16 protein-coding genes are annotated in these 18,450 nt (G+C 66.8%); 10 read left to right on the plus strand and 6 right to left on the minus strand.

The genetic code is table 11. From position 1 onward, the window contains the following. Window positions 1-5: 5 nt before the first annotated feature. Window positions 6-341: a hypothetical protein gene (locus tag ACSDHM_RS02475; RefSeq protein WP_005415439.1), complete on the plus strand. Its 336-nt coding sequence runs from the start codon at window positions 6-8 to the stop codon at window positions 339-341. Window positions 342-468: 127 nt separating this feature from the next. Here ACSDHM_RS02475 and kbl read toward each other — a convergent pair whose 3' ends face one another. Beyond that, the gene (gene kbl, locus ACSDHM_RS02480; protein ID WP_005415440.1) at window positions 469-1,677 is read right to left on the minus strand and encodes a glycine C-acetyltransferase; all 1,209 of its coding nucleotides are present in this window, start codon (window positions 1,675-1,677) and stop codon (window positions 469-471) included. 205 nt (window positions 1,678-1,882) lie between these two features. Between kbl and ACSDHM_RS02485 the strand changes: the two genes are divergently transcribed. Beyond that, window positions 1,883-2,578 carry a TorF family putative porin gene (locus tag ACSDHM_RS02485; RefSeq protein WP_353080127.1) on the plus strand — a complete coding sequence of 232 codons (696 nt, stop codon included), beginning with the start codon at window positions 1,883-1,885 and terminating at the stop codon, window positions 2,576-2,578. 180 nt (window positions 2,579-2,758) lie between these two features. Here the strand turns inward: ACSDHM_RS02485 and tdh are convergent, their stop codons facing one another. Next, entirely contained in the window at window positions 2,759-3,781 is a 1,023-nt protein-coding gene (tdh, locus tag ACSDHM_RS02490) for an L-threonine 3-dehydrogenase (protein WP_005415442.1), read from the minus strand. A gap of 498 nt (window positions 3,782-4,279) precedes the next feature. On the opposite strand from tdh, the gene ACSDHM_RS02495 reads away from it, so the two are divergent. From ACSDHM_RS02495 to ACSDHM_RS02525, 7 genes are all read left to right on the plus strand, one after another. After that, window positions 4,280-6,442, plus strand: coding sequence for a S46 family peptidase (locus tag ACSDHM_RS02495; protein WP_061480604.1), 2,163 nt, complete (start codon window positions 4,280-4,282; stop codon window positions 6,440-6,442). A gap of 192 nt (window positions 6,443-6,634) precedes the next feature. Next, window positions 6,635-7,279, plus strand: a complete 645-nt coding sequence (locus ACSDHM_RS02500) for a histidine phosphatase family protein (RefSeq protein WP_008268389.1) — start codon at window positions 6,635-6,637, stop codon at window positions 7,277-7,279. Window positions 7,280-7,320: 41 nt separating this feature from the next. Continuing rightward, window positions 7,321-8,592 (plus strand): bifunctional tetrahydrofolate synthase/dihydrofolate synthase, encoded by a 1,272-nt coding sequence (gene folC / locus ACSDHM_RS02505; RefSeq protein WP_111008086.1) that lies wholly within the window; start codon window positions 7,321-7,323, stop codon window positions 8,590-8,592. Between the two features lie 80 nt (window positions 8,593-8,672). Next, window positions 8,673-9,716 carry an SPOR domain-containing protein gene (locus ACSDHM_RS02510; protein ID WP_072169154.1) on the plus strand — a complete coding sequence of 348 codons (1,044 nt, stop codon included), beginning with the start codon at window positions 8,673-8,675 and terminating at the stop codon, window positions 9,714-9,716. A 46-nt stretch (window positions 9,717-9,762) separates the two neighbouring features. After that, window positions 9,763-10,542, plus strand: coding sequence for a CvpA family protein (locus ACSDHM_RS02515; protein WP_353080128.1), 780 nt, complete (start codon window positions 9,763-9,765; stop codon window positions 10,540-10,542). 30 nt (window positions 10,543-10,572) lie between these two features. Further along, a complete protein-coding gene (purF, locus tag ACSDHM_RS02520; RefSeq protein WP_049414284.1) occupies window positions 10,573-12,039 on the plus strand; it encodes an amidophosphoribosyltransferase in 1,467 nt (488 codons plus the stop codon). Window positions 12,040-12,048: 9 nt separating this feature from the next. Then, entirely contained in the window at window positions 12,049-12,873 is an 825-nt protein-coding gene (locus ACSDHM_RS02525; RefSeq protein WP_439426614.1) for a ferritin-like domain-containing protein, read from the plus strand. 64 nt (window positions 12,874-12,937) lie between these two features. On the opposite strand, the gene ACSDHM_RS02530 is transcribed toward ACSDHM_RS02525, so the two are convergent. Beyond that, window positions 12,938-14,395 (minus strand): DUF2235 domain-containing protein, encoded by a 1,458-nt coding sequence (locus ACSDHM_RS02530; RefSeq protein ID WP_439426615.1) that lies wholly within the window; start codon window positions 14,393-14,395, stop codon window positions 12,938-12,940. A 225-nt stretch (window positions 14,396-14,620) separates the two neighbouring features. On the opposite strand from ACSDHM_RS02530, the gene ACSDHM_RS02535 reads away from it, so the two are divergent. Then, window positions 14,621-15,874, plus strand: a complete 1,254-nt coding sequence (locus ACSDHM_RS02535; protein WP_069138938.1) for a M12 family metallo-peptidase — start codon at window positions 14,621-14,623, stop codon at window positions 15,872-15,874. A gap of 54 nt (window positions 15,875-15,928) precedes the next feature. Here ACSDHM_RS02535 and lpxH read toward each other — a convergent pair whose 3' ends face one another. The 3 genes from lpxH to ACSDHM_RS02550 form a co-directional block, all read right to left on the minus strand. Beyond that, window positions 15,929-16,675 carry a UDP-2,3-diacylglucosamine diphosphatase gene (gene lpxH, locus ACSDHM_RS02540; RefSeq protein ID WP_072169156.1) on the minus strand — a complete coding sequence of 249 codons (747 nt, stop codon included), beginning with the start codon at window positions 16,673-16,675 and terminating at the stop codon, window positions 15,929-15,931. Window positions 16,676-16,767: 92 nt separating this feature from the next. Then, complete coding sequence (locus tag ACSDHM_RS02545) at window positions 16,768-17,307, minus strand: phosphatase PAP2 family protein (protein WP_005415455.1); 540 nt, start codon at window positions 17,305-17,307, stop codon at window positions 16,768-16,770. Then, window positions 17,288-18,433, minus strand: a complete 1,146-nt coding sequence (locus ACSDHM_RS02550; RefSeq protein WP_053500127.1) for a glycosyltransferase family 4 protein — start codon at window positions 18,431-18,433, stop codon at window positions 17,288-17,290. The genes ACSDHM_RS02545 and ACSDHM_RS02550 overlap by 20 nt, the downstream gene beginning before the upstream one ends. Window positions 18,434-18,450 lie beyond the last annotated feature (17 nt).

The raw sequence follows: 18,450 nt of genomic DNA on the forward strand, positions 1-18,450 counted from the left end.
CTGCCATGTACCACCCGACCCTCAATCAAACCCTGCGCTGTGCAGGCCTGCTGCTGCCGATGGTGCTGCTGGCCGCCTGCGGCGGCCACAAGAAGGTGGCCAAGGCGGAAACGCCTGCCGAGACCCCGGTGGTGGAAGTGAAAACCCCGGAGCTGGATGGTCGCGGCAGTTACCGCTTCCTGATGAGCAACGGCGACAAGAAGATGACCGCCGATGAGTTCGATGCCTGGATGAAGGCCAACGGCATCCGCGTTGCCAAGGGCAATGGCCAGGACGCTGCCGCCAAGCCGGTAGTGGTTGCCAGCAAGGAAGAGCCGAAGGGCAAGAAGAAAAAGAAGTGACGCCCGTGGGTGCCGACCCTGGTCGGCACGTCATCAGGCTCCGGTAGGTGCCGACCTTGGTCGGCACGCTTTGACCGTGCGGGGTCAGAGCCCTTTCCTGCGGAAAGGGATCCGACCCCGGCCATGATCAGCCCTTGACCACGCCCAGTTCGACACCAATGCGGGTGAACGCATCAATCGCCCGGTCCAGGTGCTCGCGGCTGTGCGCGGCGCTGATCTGGGTACGGATGCGGGCCTGGCCCTTGGGTACCACCGGGAAGAAGAAGCCGATGGCGTAGATGCCTTCTTCCAGCAGGCGCTCGGCGAACTTCTGCGCCAACGGTGCGTCATACAGCATCACCGGGCTGATCGGATGCACGCCCGGCTTCACGTCGAAACCGGCGGCGGTCATCTTTTCGCGGAAGTAGGCGGTGTTTTCGGCCAGGGTGCTGCGCAGGTCGTCAGCGGCCGCCAGCATTTCGAACGCCTTGATGCCTGCGGCCACCACGTGCGGCGGCAGCGAGTTGGAGAACAGGTACGGGCGCGAGCGCTGGCGCAGCAGTTCGATCACCTCGGCGCTGGCGCAGGTGAAGCCGCCCAGTGCGCCACCCATGGCCTTGCCCAGAGTGCCGGTGATGATGTCGATCTTCTCCAGTACCCCCTTCACTTCGGCCGAGCCGCGGCCGGTGGCGCCAAGGAAGCCGGTGGCGTGACATTCGTCGATGTGCACCAGGGCGTTGTACTTCTTTGCCAGCGCGGTGATCTCGTCCAGCGGCGCGATGAAGCCATCCATCGAGAACACGCCGTCGGTGGTGATCAGCTTGGTCTTGCAGCCGGCGGCATCGGCGGCCTGCAGCTGGGCTTCCAGATCGGCCATGTCACAGTTGGCGTAGCGGAAGCGCTTGGCCTTGCACAGACGCACGCCGTCGATGATCGAAGCATGGTTCAGTGCATCGGAAATGATCGCGTCGTTCTCGCCAAGCAGCGGCTCGAACAGGCCGCCGTTGGCGTCGAAGCAGGCCGCGTACAGGATGGTGTCCTGCTTGCCGAAGAAGTCGGCGATCTGCTTTTCCAGCTGCTTGTGCAGGTCCTGCGTGCCGCAGATGAAGCGCACCGAGGCCATGCCGAAGCCGTGGGTATCGAGTGCGTCCTTGGCGGCCTGGATCAGGTCCGGATGGTCGGCCAGTCCCAGGTAGTTGTTGGCACAGAAATTCAGCACCTTGCGGCCGTCGTCGAGGGTGATCTCGGCCGACTGCGGGCTGGTGATGATCCGCTCGGACTTGAACAGGCCCTGGGCGCGGATGGCGTCCAGTTCCTCGGCGTAGTGGCGGGTCAGGGCGGAGGAGGCGTCGGTCATGGCGTGGGCACGGCTCTGAACGGGAAACCGCTGATTCTAACGGGCATCGCCGCTTGCCGACCGGCCCGGGCGGGGCATCGCCACGGCCGGCGCATGTTGCATCGCAATAGCAAAGTGGTTAAAAATTCGTGAACCGGAGCTGTCCCGTTCCGGCCGATACGCCCGCCCTCGGCCTTCCACGCCACCGCCCCCACCGGAGACGCTCATGAAGCACGCCCGTGCCTGCCTCGCCATTGCCGCTGCCTTGACCCTGGCTGCCCCGTTCGCCGCCAGTGCCCAGGAAAACGAATCGCCGTACAGCTGGAACGTCACCGCCGTGTCGGACTACCTGTTCCGTGGTGTCTCGCAGACCGACGAAAAGCCGACCCTGCAGGCCGGTTTCACCTACACCTCGCCGGTAGGCCTGTATGCCGGTATCTGGGGGTCGGGCGTGGACTTTGGTCCGGGCGACCCGAACACCGAGGTCGACTACCAGATCGGTTACGGCGTGGACGTCACCCCGCGCGTCAACTTCGATGTGCTGCTGAACCGCTATACCTACATCGGTGCCAGCAACCAGAACTACAACGAGCTGGTGACCACCACCACGCTGGATGAGACCTACAAGCTGACCGTGGCCTACACCAATGACCAGTGGAACAGCGGCACCGACGGTTGGTACTACGGTGTCGGCGGCCAGTGGGGCCTGCCGCGTGACTTCACCCTCAACGCCAATGTCGGCCGCAGCAGCTTCGAGAAGGGCCTGGCCAAGGACTACACCGACTGGAACGTCGGCGTCAGCCGCCAGTTCGGCCTGTTCAACGTCGGCCTCGGCTACTACGGCACCGACGGCAACGGCCGCGACAACTCCGGCAAGCTGGCACACAGCCGCGTGCTGCTGACCGTGGCCGTCGGCAAGTAACCCTTGCTTCGGTAGGTGCCGGGCTTGCCTGGCACGCTGTACGAAAAAGGCGCCCATCGGGCGCCTTTTTCAATTCCGCAGTGTTCTTGATCCCATCCGGGGGAGAGCCCCCTTGTTGTTCAAGGGGGCGCGCCAAAGGCGCGGGGACAAGGAAACATGCGGGGGAATTGACCCTTCGGGTCAATTCCAGCTGAGCACGACCTTGCCGGCCTTGCCTTCTTCCATCAGGTCGAAGCCCTTCTGGAAGTCGTCGATAGGCAGCTGGTGGGTCATCACCTTGCCGAGCGGGAAGCCGGACAGCACCAGCTGGGTCATCTTGTACCAGGTCTCATACATCTTGCGGCCGTAGATGCCTTGCACGGTCAGGCCCTTGAAGATGATCTTGTCCCAGTCGCAGCCGGCACCCTTGGGCATGATGCCCAGCATGGCGATCTTGCCACCGTGGTACATGCAGTCGAGCATGTCGTTGAACGCACGCGGGTTGCCGCTCATTTCCAGGCCCACATCGAAGCCCTCCATGTGCAGTTCCTTCATCACGTCCTTCAGCGACTGGTTGGCGACGTTGACCACGCGGGTGGCACCCATGTCGGCGGCCAGCTTCAGGCGGAAGTCGTTGACGTCGGTCACCACCACGTTGCGCGCACCGATGTGCTTGCAGATGCCGGCGGCGATGATGCCGATCGGGCCCGCGCCGGTGATCAGCACGTCCTCACCGATCACGTCGAATTCCAGTGCGCAGTGCGCAGCGTTGCCGTACGGGTCGAAGAACGCGGCCAGCTCCGACGGGATCTGGTCCGGGATCGGCCACAGGTTGCTGGCCGGCATCACCATGTATTCGGCAAAGGCACCATTGACGTTGACGCCGATGCCGACGGTGTTCGGGCACAGGTGCGGGCGGCCGCCACGGCAGTTGCGGCAGTGGCCGCAGACGATGTGGCCTTCGGCCGAGACGCGCTGGCCGATCTCGTAGCCGGTCACGCCCGGGCCGATTTCGGCAATGCGACCGACGAATTCATGGCCGATGGTCAGGCCCGGCTTGATCGTGCGCTGGCTCCACTCGTCCCACAGGTAGATGTGCAGGTCGGTACCGCAGATCGCGGTCTTCTCGAGCTTGATCAACACCTGGTTGGGGCCCGGAGTCGGCACCGGAACCTCTTCCATCCAGATGCCCTTGGCTGCTTCGCGCTTGACCAGGGCCTTCATCGTTTGCTGCGCCATCGGGGTGGAACTCATCAGGGGGAAAGCGCGGATTATAGGGTGCCGCGCGGATTTCCCATGTTGCGCTGCGGGTGCTTTGGCGGAACGAAAGGCGTGCGCCGGCGGGCGTTTCGAACGGGGCCGCTGCACTCGCCGGGCATGGCCCGGCGCTACCGTCCGAGGCCAGGAAATTGTCGGGAGACGGGAGGCCAGGCCGATGCAGGACCGTGAGCGCCATGGATGGCGCGATCGAGCCCCCATGGGTGAGGGCGCTTTGCTTGCGAAGCACTGCTTCGCAAGCGCCCGAACGCACAGCCGCCAGCGGCTGGGCCGGGCCGCGGAGCGGGGTTTACGGCGTGTCCTGCATCGGCCTGGCCTCCCGCCTCCGTCCGATCTCAGTGGAGACGCTGAACGGTGGAAGCATCCGATTGCATGACTTCCGGGGTTCGGGCCGGGGCAGGGCGGCGGGCTACAATCGAGGGTTCCACTACCAGGGGCCGCTCCATGCGCTCGAACCTGCTTGCATTTTCCATCGTCGCCAGCCTTGGGCTGGTCCAGGTCGCCCACGCCGCAGAAGGCATGTGGGTGCCGCAGCAGCTGCCGGAAATCGCCGGGCCGCTGCAGAAGGCTGGCCTGAAGCTGTCCCCGGAGCAGCTGGCCAACCTGACCGGTGACCCGATGGGTGCGGTGGTTGCGCTGGGGGGCTGCACCGCCAGCTTCGTCTCGCCGCAGGGCCTGGTGGTCACCAACCACCACTGCGCGTATGGCGCCATCCAGCTCAATTCGACCGCGCAGAAGAACCTGATCAAGGACGGCTTCAACGCACCGACCCTGAAGGATGAACTGAGCGCCGGCCCGAACGCCCGCGTGTTCGTGCTCGACCAGATCACCGACGTCACCGCCCAGGCCAAGGCCGCCATCGCCGCCGCCGGCAACGACCCGCTGGCCCGCAGTCGCGCGCTGGACGCCTTCGACAAGGCCCAGGTTGCCGCCTGTGAAGCCGATGCCGGCTTCCGCTGCCGCCTGTACAGCTTCTCCGGCGGCAACACCTATCGCCTGTTCCGCAACATGGAAATCAAGGACGTGCGCCTGGTCTACGCGCCCCCGGGCAGCGTCGGCAAGTTCGGCGGCGACGTCGACAACTGGATGTGGCCGCGCCACACCGGCGATTTCTCGTTCTACCGCGCCTACGTCGGCAAGGATGGCAAGCCGGCCGCCTTCGCCGCCGACAACGTGCCGTACCAGCCCAAGCACTTCCTGAAGTTCGCCGACCAGCCGCTGGGCGCCGACGACTTCGTGATGGTGGCCGGCTACCCGGGCCGCACCAACCGCTATGCGCTGGCCGGTGAGTTCAACGAAACCGCCAGCTTCACCTACCCGACCATCGCCAAGCACTACAACGCCGTGCTCAAGATGATCGCCGACGCCGGCAAGGCCGACGCCGACGTCAAGGTGAAGTACGCCGCCACCGCCGCCAGCATGAACAACGTGGCCAAGAACTACCTGGGCCAGCTGGAAGGCTTCAAGCGCATCGACGCTGCCGGCCAGAAACAGGCGGAAGAGGCCGCCGTACTGGCGTGGCTGAAGAAGCAGGGCGCTGCCGGCAAGCCCGCGCTGGCCGCACATGCGCAGCTGCTCAAGCATCTGGATACCAGCAAGTCGACCCGCGAACGCGACCTGTTCGTCGGCCAGTTCAACAACACCTCGGCCGTTGGCGCTGCAATCACCCTGTACCGTCTGTCGATCGAGCGCAGCAAGCCGGATGCCGAGCGCGAAGCCGGTTACCAGGAACGCGACCTGACCACCATTGAAGGTGGCCTGAAGCAGATGGACCGCCGCTACGTGGCGAAGATGGACCAGCAGCTGCAGGCCTACTGGCTGGAGCAGTACGTGGCCCTGCCGGCCGCGCAGCGCGACAATGAAGTGCTGAACAAGTGGCTGGCCGGTAGCGATGCCAACGCAGTCAAGGCGCTGGTGGGCAAGCTGTCGGGTACCGAGCTCGGCAGCCTGGACGCACGCCTGAAGTGGTTCAAGGCCGACCGTGCCGCGTTTGAAGCCAGCAGCGATCCGGCCATCCAGTACGCCGTGGCTGTCATGCCGGCACTGCTGAAGCAGGAAGAGCAGAAGAAGATCCGCGAAGGTGAATCGCTGACCGCGCGTCCGCTGTACCTGCAGGCCGTGGCCGACTACAAGAAGAGCCAGGGCGAGTTCGTCTACCCGGACGCCAACCTGTCGCTGCGCATCACCTTCGGCAACGTCATGGGCTACGGCAAGGACGGCGTGAAGTACACCCCGTTCACCACCCTGGAAGGCGTGGCGGCGAAGGAAACCGGTGAAGATCCGTTCGATTCGCCGAAGGCGCTGCTCGACGCGGTCAAGGCCAAGCGTTATGGCGGCCTGGAAGACAAGCGCATCGGCTCGGTGCCGGTGAACTTCCTGTCCAACCTGGACATCACCGGCGGCAACTCGGGTTCGCCGGTGCTGGACGCCAACGGCAGGCTGGTCGGCCTGGCATTCGACGGCAACTGGGAATCGGTCAGCTCCAACTGGGTGTTCGACCCGGTGATGACCCGCATGATCGCCGTCGACAGCCGCTACATGCAGTGGATCATGCAGGAAGTGGCGCCGGCGCCGCAGCTGCTGAAGGAACTGAACCTGGCGAAGTAAGGTAGTGCCGGCCGCTGGCCGGCAACCTCGACCAGATAGCCGGAGTTTTCGAAACCCCGCGACCCACGTCGCGGGGTTTTTTCATGCCCGCCCCGACCCGGCGCGCCGAACAGGTATCATCCGTGTTCCGCGCACTTCACAGGATGTGAACGAAACGCGGGAACCTCCTCCCCCCCAGGACCCCTTGCACGCATGCGCATCCTGCTTGCCCGCCACGGTGAAACGCCGTGGAACGCCGAAGGCCGCTATCAGGGCCAGATCGACATCCCGCTGTCGCCGATCGGCGAAGCCCAGGCCCAGGCACTGGGTGCCCGCCTGGCCTCGGTCGACATTACCCGTGCCGTCGCTTCGCCGCTGTCGCGCGCGCAGCGCACCGCGCAGCTGGCGCTTGGCGCCGCCCGTGCCGACATGCTGCTGACCGAGCCGGAACTGCAGGAAATCGCCCACGGCGAATGGGAAGGGCTGCTGGCCAGCGAGATCCATGAGAAGGATCCGTCGCGCCTGCAGGCCTGGCGCGAGGAGCCGGATACCGTGCTGATGCCCGGCGGCGAATCGCTGCGCCTGGTGCTGGAGCGCAGCTGGCGCGGCCTGGCCCGCGCCACCGAGGGCCTCGGCGAGCACGACACCCTGCTGGTGGTCGCCCATGACGCGGTGAACCGCGTGATCCTGTGCAAGGTGCTGGGCCTGCCGATCTCCCGCCTGTGGACCTTCCGCCAGGCACCGACCACGCTCAACCTGCTCGAAGGCGCCGACCTGGACAGCCTGGAAGTGGTGCGCCTGAACGACTGCGCCCACCACACGCCGTTCTTCGGCGAAGCCAAGCACCGCGCACTCTGATCGATCCCCTCGCACCAACTGCTTCTGCTGGAACCGCTGCCGTGACGAACACCCCGACCACCCTGGCCGACTGGCTGGACTACATTGAACGCCAGCACCCGGCGAGCATCGACATGGGCCTGGAGCGCGTGCGCGCCGTGGCCACGGCGATGGGCCTGGGGGCGCCGGCCAAGCGCACCATCGTGGTCGGTGGCACCAACGGCAAGGGCTCCACCGTGGCCTTCATCGAAGCCATTGCACGTGCCGCCGGCTGGAAGGTGGGCGCGTACACCTCGCCACACCTGCTGCGCTACAACGAGCGCGTGCGCATCGACGGCCAGGACGTGGACGATGCCGCGCTGGTCGCTGCGTTCAGTGCGGTCGAGGCCGCGCGTGGCGAGACCACGCTGACCTATTTCGAGTACGGCACGCTGGCTGCGCTGCAGCTGTTCGCCGACGCCGGGCTGGACCTGGCGGTGCTGGAAGTGGGCCTGGGCGGCCGCCTGGATGCGGTCAACATCGTCGATGCCGATGTGGCGGTGATCACCACCGTGGACATTGACCACGCCGAGTGGCTGGGCGAGGACCGCGAGGCGATCGGCACCGAGAAGGCCGGCATCATCCGCGGCTGGAAGCCGGTGATCCTGGGCGAGACCGACCCGCCCTCGAGCGTGCTCGCGCGTGCCTACCTGGTCGGTGCCAACGCGATCCGCGGCGGCAGCGATTACTTCTACGAGCCGATCGACGCCCAGCGCTGGCGCTGGCGCGATGTCGGCCTGCGCATGGAATTGCCGACCCCGGCGCTGGCCGGCCCGATCCAGCTGGCCAATGCCGGTGCGGCCATCGCCGCGCTGCGCGCGCTGGACAAGCCGGTGCCGCGCGCGGCGTGGGCCGCCGGTATCGCGGCGGCGCGCATTCCGGGCCGCCTGCAGGCGTTCGAGCGTGGCGGTGTGCAGATCCGCGTCGACGTCGGGCATAACCCGCAGGCGGCGGGCCAGCTGGCGCGCGCGCTGAAGGCCGAGGCGTCGGCCGGGCGCACCTTGGCGGTGTATGCCGCATTGCAGGACAAGGACGCGGTGGGTGTGGTGCAGGCATTGCAGGGCGTGGTTGCCGAGTGGACCCTTGCCGGCCTGGACGGCCCGCGCGGCCAGAGTGCCGCCCAGTTGCAGGCGCGCCTGGCCGAGACCGCTGCTGGCAGCGCGCAGCTGGCCGCTTCGGTCGAACAGGCGCTGGCGCAGGTACTGGCCCGGGCCGAGCGCGGTGACCGCGTACTGGTGTTTGGCTCCTTCCATACCGCTGCCGCCGCATTGCAGTGGTTGCAGGGCAGCGCCTGAGCCACGTTCAGCCAATCCCGACGCCGTCCGGTCCGGCACCCGTATAATCGACCGCAACCTCCGGACAGTTGCCGCCTCACGTGGATACGCCTCTGAAACAGCGTCTGATTGGTGCCATCGTGCTGGTTGCACTGGCCGTGATTTTCCTGCCGATGCTGGTCAAGGGGCCTGCACCGGACAGCGGCGTGGCCTCGGTGCCGATCGCCGCGCCGGATGCACCGGCCGATGGCCAGTTCGAAACCCGTGAACTGCCGCTGGTGGCCCCGGCCGGTGGGGCTACCGGCCTGCAGACCGGGCAGGCCAAGCCGCTGCAGGAGGCCGCCACGCCGGCCACGCCGCCGACCGTGGACACGTCCCCGGCGGTTGCCGCCGGCAACTACGCCGTCACTTTCGGCGCCTACGGCAGCAAGGCCGACGCCGATGCCGTGATCGCCTACCTGCAGCGCTCGCAGCTGCCGGGCTTCGCAGAAGCGACTACCATCAACGGCCGTCAGGCATGGCGTGTGCGCGTGGGGCCGTATGCCGACCGTGCACAGGCCGAGGCGGCCCGGCTGCAGGCGGTGAAGATCCGCGCCGATGTGAAGGCCGAAGTGATCACCCTGGATGCCGCAACGGGCAGTAGCGCCCCGGTGGCAGCTACCCCGGCACCGGCTACGCCAAGCGCCAGTACCCCGTCCGCAGCCACCTCGCCGTCCGCCAGCAGCAACCCGGTGCGCAGCGAAAGCCTGCCGCCGAGTACGCCGACTGCGACGGCCACTCCGGCGGCCAAGCCCGAGCCGCCGAAGCCGGCGCCGAAGCCCGAAACCCCGAAGCCCGAGCCGAAGCCGGAGGCCACCGCCAGCAAGCCGGTGACGGCACCGACCACGCCGGCTGCACCGGCGGCCAGCGGCGTCGGCTTCGCCGTGCAGCTGGGCGCGTTCGGTCAGGCCAGCGATGCCAATGCGCTGCGTGACAAGGTCCGTGCTGCCGGCTTCAGCGCCTTCGTCGAGCAGGTGCGTACCGAAAAGGGCACCCTGCATCGCGTCCGTGTCGGACCGGTGGCCAACCGGGCTGACGCCGAACAGCTGAAGGCGCAGGTCGCCGCCAAGGTTGGCGTCGCCGGCATGGTCCGACCGCACCCATGACCGACGCGCAGGCCCGTTGCCAGCGCCGCCGAAGGAGCGGGGCGCCATGATCGACGTGGTGCTGCTGATCGTGATCGCCGCCTCGACCCTGCTCGGGATGCTGCGTGGCTTCGTGGGAATCGTCATCGGCACGTTGTCGTGGCTGCTGGCCGCATGGGCGGCCTTCGCCTTCGGCAACGATGCCGCGCGCTGGTGGGCGGCGCCCGCCGCACCTGGCGGCGAACATTTCGTCGGCGGCTACCTGGGCGTGGGCATTGGCGTGATGATCGTGGTCGCGGTGATCGGCATGGTCATCAAGGCGATGATCCACCGCAGCATGCTGACCAGCCTGGACCGGTTGCTGGGCGGTGTACTGGGTGCCGTGCGTGGTGGCCTGATCGCGGCGATCCTGGTGCTGCTGGCCGGCTTCACCCCGCTGACTGCCGAGCCCTCCTGGAAGCGCTCGACGGTTCGCCCGGTGCTGAATCCGGCCGTGACCTGGATGAACGGGAAGCTGCCGCGCTGGCAGGTACCGGGCGCCGATATGCTGCCCAAGGCCTTGCCGACCGACATGCTGTCCCCATCTGCATTGATGGAATTGGGGAAGAACGCAGGCGCCGGGTTGGGAAAGCCGGGCGGGGCAGGCGATAATGGCATCCTCAACCAGGTAGTGGCGGGCGGCGGATGGCTGCGGCCCGCGAAAGCGGAACAGGGCGATGCATACGATCCGGCCGAAGTGCGCCCGGACGCCCCAGCACTGCCGGACAGTATCGAGCCGGACGATCCGGCCAATGTCGACCGCAGGCGCGGCGACCACCGCGGCCAGGTACGGCCACCTTCCTTGTAACTGGGCACAGCCCAGCGGAGACCTCGCACCATGTGTGGCATCGTCGGAATCGTCGGCAACCAGAACGTCGCCGGGCAGTTGTATGACGGCTTGACCGTTCTCCAGCATCGCGGCCAGGACGCGGCAGGTATCGCCACCGCCAATGGCAGCCGCCTGCGGGTGCAGAAGGCCACCGGCCTGGTCCGCGATGTGTTCGACGCCCGCACCATGTCCACGCTGGAAGGCAGCGTCGGCATCGCGCACGTGCGCTATCCGACGGCAGGTTCGGAAGGCATGGACGAGGCACAGCCGTTCTACGTGAATTCGCCTTACGGCATCGCGCTGGCCCACAACGGCAACCTGATCAACACCGAGGCGCTGCGCCAGCAGGTGTTCGAACAGGACCGGCGCAACGTCAACACCGATTCGGACAGCGAAGTGCTGCTGAACGTGTTCGCCTACGAACTGGAGCAGCAGCGCCAGCTCAGCCCGGAAGCCGCGATCCGCGCGGTGGCCGGCGTGCATCGCCGCTGCAAGGGCGGCTATGCAGTGGTCAGCGTGGTGCTGGGCCTGGGCCTGGTGGCCTTCCGCGACCCGCATGGCATCCGCCCGCTGGTGCTGGGCAAGCGCAGCCACGCAGAAGGCGACGAGTACATCGTGGCGTCCGAGTCGGCCGCGCTGGACGTGCTGGGTTTCCAGCGCGTGCGTGACGTGCAGCCGGGCGAAGCGCTGGTGATCACCGCGCGCGGCGAGCTGTTCTCGGAAATCTGCGCCGAGCCGGCCGAGCACACACCATGCATCTTCGAATACGTCTACTTCGCGCGCCCGGATTCGATGATCGACAACGTCTCGGTGCACAAGGCACGCATGCGCATGGGCATCAAGCTGGGCGAGAAGATCCTGCGCCTGCGCCCGGACCACGACATCGACACCATCATCCCGATCCCGGATACCTCGCGCGATGCCGCGCTGGAGATCTCCAATGTGCTCGGGGTGAAGTACCGCGAAGGCTTCATCAAGAACCGCTACATCGGCCGCACCTTCATCATGCCGGGGCAGGGTGAACGCGTGAAGTCGGTGCGCCGCAAGCTCAACCCGATCCACCTGGAGTTCCGCAACCGCGTGGTGCTGCTGGTGGACGATTCGATCGTGCGTGGCACCACCAGCCAGCAGATCGTGCAGATGGCCCGTGATGCCGGCGCGCGCAAGGTCTACCTGGCCAGCGCCGCGCCGCCGGTGCGTTACCCGAACATCTACGGCATCGACATGCCGGCGGCCGAAGAGCTGGTCGCGCACAACCGCACGGTGGAAGAGATCGAGGCCCACCTGGGCTGCGACTGGCTGATCTACCAGGACCTGGAAGACATGGAAGCGGCGGTGAGCGAAGGCAACCCGGCGCTGCGCAGCTTCGATTCGTCCTGCTTCAACGGCCACTACCCGACCGGTATCGAGCCGGGCTACTTCGAGCGCATCCAGCAGTTGCGTTCGGACGATGCCAAGCACAAGCGCCGCGCCTGAGGATCAGGCGTGGTGGATGTGCCCGACGTTGGTGGCGACCTGCTGCGCGCTGCGCAGCAGTGCCTGGCTGAAGCCGATCCGCTGCGCAAGGTCGCATCGACCCAGGCGTATGCGGCCGCGTTCCGTGCCGGCCGCCTGAAGGTGGCCGCGGATGCGCCGCCGCCGGATCCGATCTGCATGCCGGGTCGTCCGGGACGACTGGTGCTGGTGCATCCGCGCGAGGTGCCACGGCGTGGACTGGGTGGCGTGGAAGGGCGGGCTGCCTTCATCCACGCGATTGCCCATATCGAGCTCAATGCGATCGACCTGGCCTGGGACGCGGTGTACCGGTTCCGGGGCCTGCCGTCGGCGTTCCATGCTGATTGGGTCAGCTGTGCCGATGACGAATCGCGGCATTTCATGCTGCTGCGCGAGCGCCTGCAGGTGCATGGCCACGACTATGCGGATTTCCCCGCACACAACGGTCTGTGGGAAATGTGCGAAAAGACCGCGCATGACGGCCTGGCGCGCATGGCGCTGGTGCCGCGCGTGCTGGAAGCGCGTGGCCTTGACGTCACCCCGGGCATGATCGAGAAGCTGCGCAATGTCGGCGATGGCGAAACCGCCGATGTGCTGGAGGTGATCCTGCGTGAGGAAGTGGCGCATGTTGCCGCCGGTTCGCGCTGGTATCGCTGGTACTGCGACCGCGCCGGTGTCGAGCCGCGCACGCGTTTCAAGGAGCTGCTGGTGGAGTACGCCGGCGGCTACCTGCACGGGCCGTTCAACATGGAAGCGCGCCTGCTGGCCGGATTCGATGCGGACGAACTCGCCAACCTGGTCGAGCAGGCCGGTTGAAGAAAAGGGGACGGAGGGATCAAGTCGTTTGTGCCAAAACGACTTGATCCCTCCGTCCCCTTCTTCATGCGTTCGGCAGTACCACGCGCTTGCCATCCACCGTTGGCCGGTTGATGTAGAACAGGCCGGGGCCCGGCCGGTACGGCAGCTCGCTGACGCCGGCGTCGGCAGCGTAGGTCAGTGCGGTGTCGCCCAGCGCGTCGAAGTTCCAGTGCGCCGACTGCATCAGGTAACGCCGTCGCAACAGCGCCTCCTGCGTTTGCGTCAGTGGCTGTCCGGCCACCAGTCGTCGTGCGATTGGTTGCAGGGCCGACGGCAGTTCCCAGCCGGGGACTGCGTTGGCATTGGCCGTCCATTGCACGCCGGCATCGATGGCATGCTGCTGCATTACCTGAAGCGCGATCAGCTGGTAGCGCCAGTCGATGCGCCGGCGCAACACCACGGCCGCCGTCACGTACAGCACCGGTGACAGCACTACGCTGCGGCTGCCGGCGCGACGCTGTTGCTGCCACTGGTGCCAGACATCCACCCAGACTTCCTTTTCGTCCAGGCCCAACTGCTGCCGCCAGCGCTCGGCGTCGGCCTGTGCCTCGGCGTAGGCCGTGGTCGCCTGCAGGATCGCCAGCGGTGGCGTCTGGTACTCGGCCACGCTCGGGCGGCGCAGCAGCTGCCGGCGCGGGCGACTGAGCAGCTTGGGCCCTTCTTCGAGCTGGTTGTAGCCGCCGCCGATGTTGGCGTGTACGCCGGGCAGGGCGATCTCGGTGAACGTTGGCGCCACGCTGGTCAATGGATAGTGCTGGCGATGCTCGTCACGCGCGCTCAGTTGCAGCACCTGCCTGGCAACGCCTGCATGCAGCGCGAGATGAGGTTGTTCGTCGGTGCGGCCACCGCTGACCGCAACCACCGTGTCGAACAGGCCGATGAAGCGCAGCGGCGGAGCGGCCGGGGCGAAGTCCGTTGTGCAGGACAGGCCAGCGGCCTGCAACAGCTGCCGCCAGCGGGTGCGATCCCAGGCCTGCAACTGGTTGGCCACATCGCGCGCGGCGGCCGCACCCCGTGAAAAGCCAAACAGATCCAGCTGCACGCCACGCAGTGGTCGCTGCCAGCGCGTAGCGAGTGCACCCAGTGCCGCCGGCAGCAGCACCTGCAGCGCGCGCTGCACTTTGGCGCGCACACCGCTGGCGCCAATGCCGAACGCCAGTCCGATCAGGTCGTCGTCGGCGTCATCGCGGGTACCGACACCTTCCACGTAGATCGACAGGGAGGGGCGCGCCGATGTCCCGCTGCGGCTGTCCGGGTACAGCTGCTGCAGGCGGGCGATGTTGGTCAGGCCATTGTCGTAGCTGCTGGTCAACCGGCTCTGGTAGGTCGAATCGTCATCCGCACGCAGCTGCGCCGGGCGCGGTTGCGGCAGCTGGGGCCTGCCACGGGCCAGGTTGTGTGCGTTGTTGCGGGTGCCATCGAAGAACAGCCCGATCCGCAGCAAGCCGACATCTTCGTCCGTGTCCTGCGATGGTGCCATGTGCATTCCCCGTCGTGGCTGCGTCACGGTAGCGCGAAAGCGGTGTCTTGGCGACGTGTAGTAACGCTTTTGACCTTACTTAACCCAGATGCGGTCGATCACAAATCCTGATTTTCACTTCTCTCGCCTATTGAATTCACACGACCCGCGCAGGCCATATGACCAGACCCGGCAAACCGGGTCGTGCTGCATCAACGCTGTTCACATCATTCAAGGAGCGACGCAATGTTGTCCAGATCGATTGGCAAAGCGGCAGGTGGCCTGGTGTTGGGTTTGTCGGTGGCAGCGGCCGCACATGCGGCACCGTTGTTCGAGCCGGTGACGGTCATCAGCCGCGCATCGGCAAACAGCGAGCCCGCACTGGGCAAGCTGCTGGCCACCCCGTCCACGGCGACGGTACAGGAAGTGCGTGTCGATGCAGCAGCTACTGCACAACCGCAGCTGGAATTCGAACTGCTCGGCCGGCGGGTGCAGGCGGTGCGCAGCAAGGTCGAAGCACTGCCCGATGGCGGCAGCATCTGGTACGGCCAGTTCCGTTCGCCCTCGGACAAACTGACCGCGGCCACCTCCAACGGCCAGGACGACCCCGGCAATTCGCTGATCCTGGTGCGCTCGGGCGACACCGTCACCGGCTCGATCCGCAAGGATGGAAAGCTGTATCGCCTGCGCCCGTTGGGCAACCGCCACGTGCTGGTGGAAGTGGATGAATCGCGGATGCCGGCCGACCATCCGGCCGACTACAACCAGCTGCCGAAGATCCCGATGGGCAACAACGATCGCATCGGCATCGCGCAGGCATCGTCCGGTACGCCGGCGACCATCCGTGTGCTGGTGGTGGCGACCAATGCCGCCGTCGCCGCCTATGGCGGCAACATGCAGTCGCTGGTCCAGCTGGCGGTGGCCGAGTCCAACCAGGGCTACGGCAACAGCAACGTCGGCCTGACGCTGCAACTGGCCGGTTACGAGACCACCAGCTACAGCGAGTCTGGCAACTTTACCACCGACCTGTCGCGTTTCCGTGGCACCAGCGACGGCTACATGGACAGCATCCACACCAGCCGCAACACCACCGCGGCCGATGTCGGCGTGCTGCTGATCAACAACAGTGCCTACTGCGGCCTGGCCTCGGGGATCGGCTCGACCGCGTCGACGGCGTTCGCGGCGGTGTACTGGGATTGCGCGACCGGCTACTACTCATTCGCGCATGAGATCGGCCACCTGCAGAGCGCGCGGCATGACATCGCCACCGACCCGAGCACATCGCCCTACGCCTATGGCCACGGCTACCGCTATGAGCCGTCCAGCGGCACCGGCTGGCGCACGATCATGGCCTATAACTGCACCCGCAGCTGCCCGCGCCTGAACTACTGGTCCAACCCGAACATCAGCTACAACGGCATCCCGATGGGCAACGCCAGTACCGCCGACAACCAGCGCGTGCTGGTCAACACCAAGGCCACCATCGCGGCCTTCCGCTGAGTCTGTACTGTCCGCGGCCGCCTTGTGCGGCCGCGGATTTCCTGCCGGCGGGAATTACCCGCGGGGCAGGGTATCCAGCGACCAGCCATTGGCATCCACGCGCAGCACCGAGCCCTGTTCGTACCAGTCGCCGAGCACGATGCGGGTGCGGTCGCGGCCGCCGGCCTGCAGCGTATGGATGGCCGGGCGGTGGGTATGGCCATGGATCATGGTGTCCACGCCGTGGCGGACGAAGGTTGCATCGACTTCGGACGGGGCGACGTCGGTGACGGTCTCGAACTGCGCGCGATCGCCCTGCTTCATTTCCGACTGGCGGGCCTGGCTCGCCTCGCGCGCCTTCTGCGCGAAGGCGATGCGTGCGGCCAGCGGCTGCGACAGGAACTGCGCCTGGAACACCGGGTCGCGGGTCTGCGCACGGAACTGCTGGTAGGGGATGTCATCGGTGCACAGCAGGTCACCATGCTGCAGCAGCACCGGGCGGCCGTACAGCTCGATCACGCACGGGTCGGGCAGGATGCGCAGGCCGGCACGGCGCGCATAGTCCTCGCCAAGCAGGAAATCGCGGTTGCCGCGGATGAAGTACACGGGCACGCCGCTGTCGGACAGCACCTTCAACGCATCGGCCACCGCATCGGCGGCCGGAGAGGGCGTGTCGTCGCCGATCCAGGCCTCGAACAGGTCGCCGAGAATGTACAGCGCATCGGCGCCGGGCGCCTGCTCGCGCAGGAAGCGCAGGAACAGGTCGGTGATCTCCGGACGGCTGGGGTCCAGGTGCAGGTCGGAAATGAACAACGTGGTCATGCCTGCATTCTAGGCCATCAATGATGATGGTAGCGCCGCGGGAGTCGCGCGGTCGGATCCCTTTCGGATGGGAAAGCGATCTGATCCCTGGGCTACACCGGCAGCGGCAGCCAGGTCAGGCTGGCCGAAGCCAGCAGGACGGCGATGCCCGTGGCAGCGAGCACGTCGGAAGGATAGTGCAGGCCCAGCACCACCCGCGACAGCGCGACACCGAGGGTGAACGGTACCAGCAAGGGTGCCAGCCAGGGGTAATAGGCCAGTGCGACGATGGTGAACGACACTGCGTGCAGGGTGTGCCCGGAGGGGAAGCTGAATTCGTCCAACGGTGCCACCCAGGCGCGGATGCGAAGATCGGCCGCGTAAGGCCGCGGACGCCGCGTCCAGCGCTTGAGGCCCTTGTACAGCAGCAATGCGGCCAGGCCGGTGGCGGCCATGTGCACCGAGGCGCGCAGGCCATCGAAGCCATCCAGCACCACCAGCGCAGCCATCAGCACATACCAGAACACGCCATCGCCGAGACGGCTGATGACCGAGAACAGGCGGCGCACGCGGCGGCGCCGGCAGTAGTGGTTCGCCCGCCGGCACAAGCGCGCCTCGCGCCCTGCCAGCAGTTCAAGCGGCGTGGTGCGCATGGCCGCTCCTCCGCGACTGCGCAAGCTCGGCCAGCAACGCATCGAACTCGGCCACCACCTGCTGTGGATGCAATCGCTTCATCGCGCGTGCAGCATTGCCGCCCAGTTCGTGGCGTTTCGCGTCATCGGCGGCCAACTGCACGGCGGCCTCGATGAACTGCTCGTCGCTGTCCACCGCTGCGCCGTTCTCGCCGTTGCGCAGGTACTCACGCGCGGCGCCGTAGTCGAAGGCCACGGTGGCCACACCGCTGGCCATGCTTTCCAGAGTCACGTTGCCGAATGTCTCGCTGCGGCTGGGGAACAGGAACAGATCGCCGCTGGCGAAGTGGCGGGCCAGCGCATCGCCGCGCTGGATGCCACAGAAGATGAAATCGGGATTTTCATGTGCCAGCTTCTCGCGGGCCGGGCCGTCACCCACCCATACAAAGCGTGCCTTGGGCCGGATCTGCTGCAGGCGGCGGAATGCCTTCACCGCCAGGCCGAGGTTCTTCTCGGCAGCAATGCGGCCGACATAGATCGCCACCAGGCCGTTGCCATCCACGCCCCATTCCTCGCGCAGTGCAGGGTCGCGCCGGCCTGGATCGAACTGCTGGCTGTCCACCGCACGGGCCAGCAGGCGCACGCGTTCGAAGCCCTGTTCGCCGAGGAACTGCTGCAGTTCGCGGGTCGGCACCAGGGTAGCGTCCGCCTGGTTGTGGAAGCGGCGCATCCAGCGCATGGCCGCGGCCTGCAGCCATGCCACGCCATAGTCGGGCAAGTACTCGTCGAAGCGGGTGTGGAAGCCGCTGGCGACCGGAATGCCGAGGCGACGTGCGGTACGCAGTGCCGACCAGCCGAGTGGGCCTTCTGTGGCGATGTAGACCGCATCCGGACGCTGATTCTGCCAATGGCGGCCCAGCCGGATCGGGGCTGGCAGGCCGAAGCGCAGGCCGGGGTAGCGGGGCAGGGCAGCGCCGGGAACCAGCAGGGTGCCGGGTGCCGAATCCAGCGCTTCGGTGGACTGGCGGGGGCGGACGAGGTCGATCTCGTGTCCGGCTGCACGCAGACCCTGCTCCAGGCCCTGTACGGTGAGGGCGACGCCGTTGACTTCCGGCGGATAGGTCTCGGTGACGATGGCATAGCGCATGGCGGGCCTCCCGGTTT

Source organism: Stenotrophomonas sp. T8 (assembly GCF_051853085.1).
GTDB classification, from domain to species: domain Bacteria; phylum Pseudomonadota; class Gammaproteobacteria; order Xanthomonadales; family Xanthomonadaceae; genus Stenotrophomonas; species Stenotrophomonas sepilia.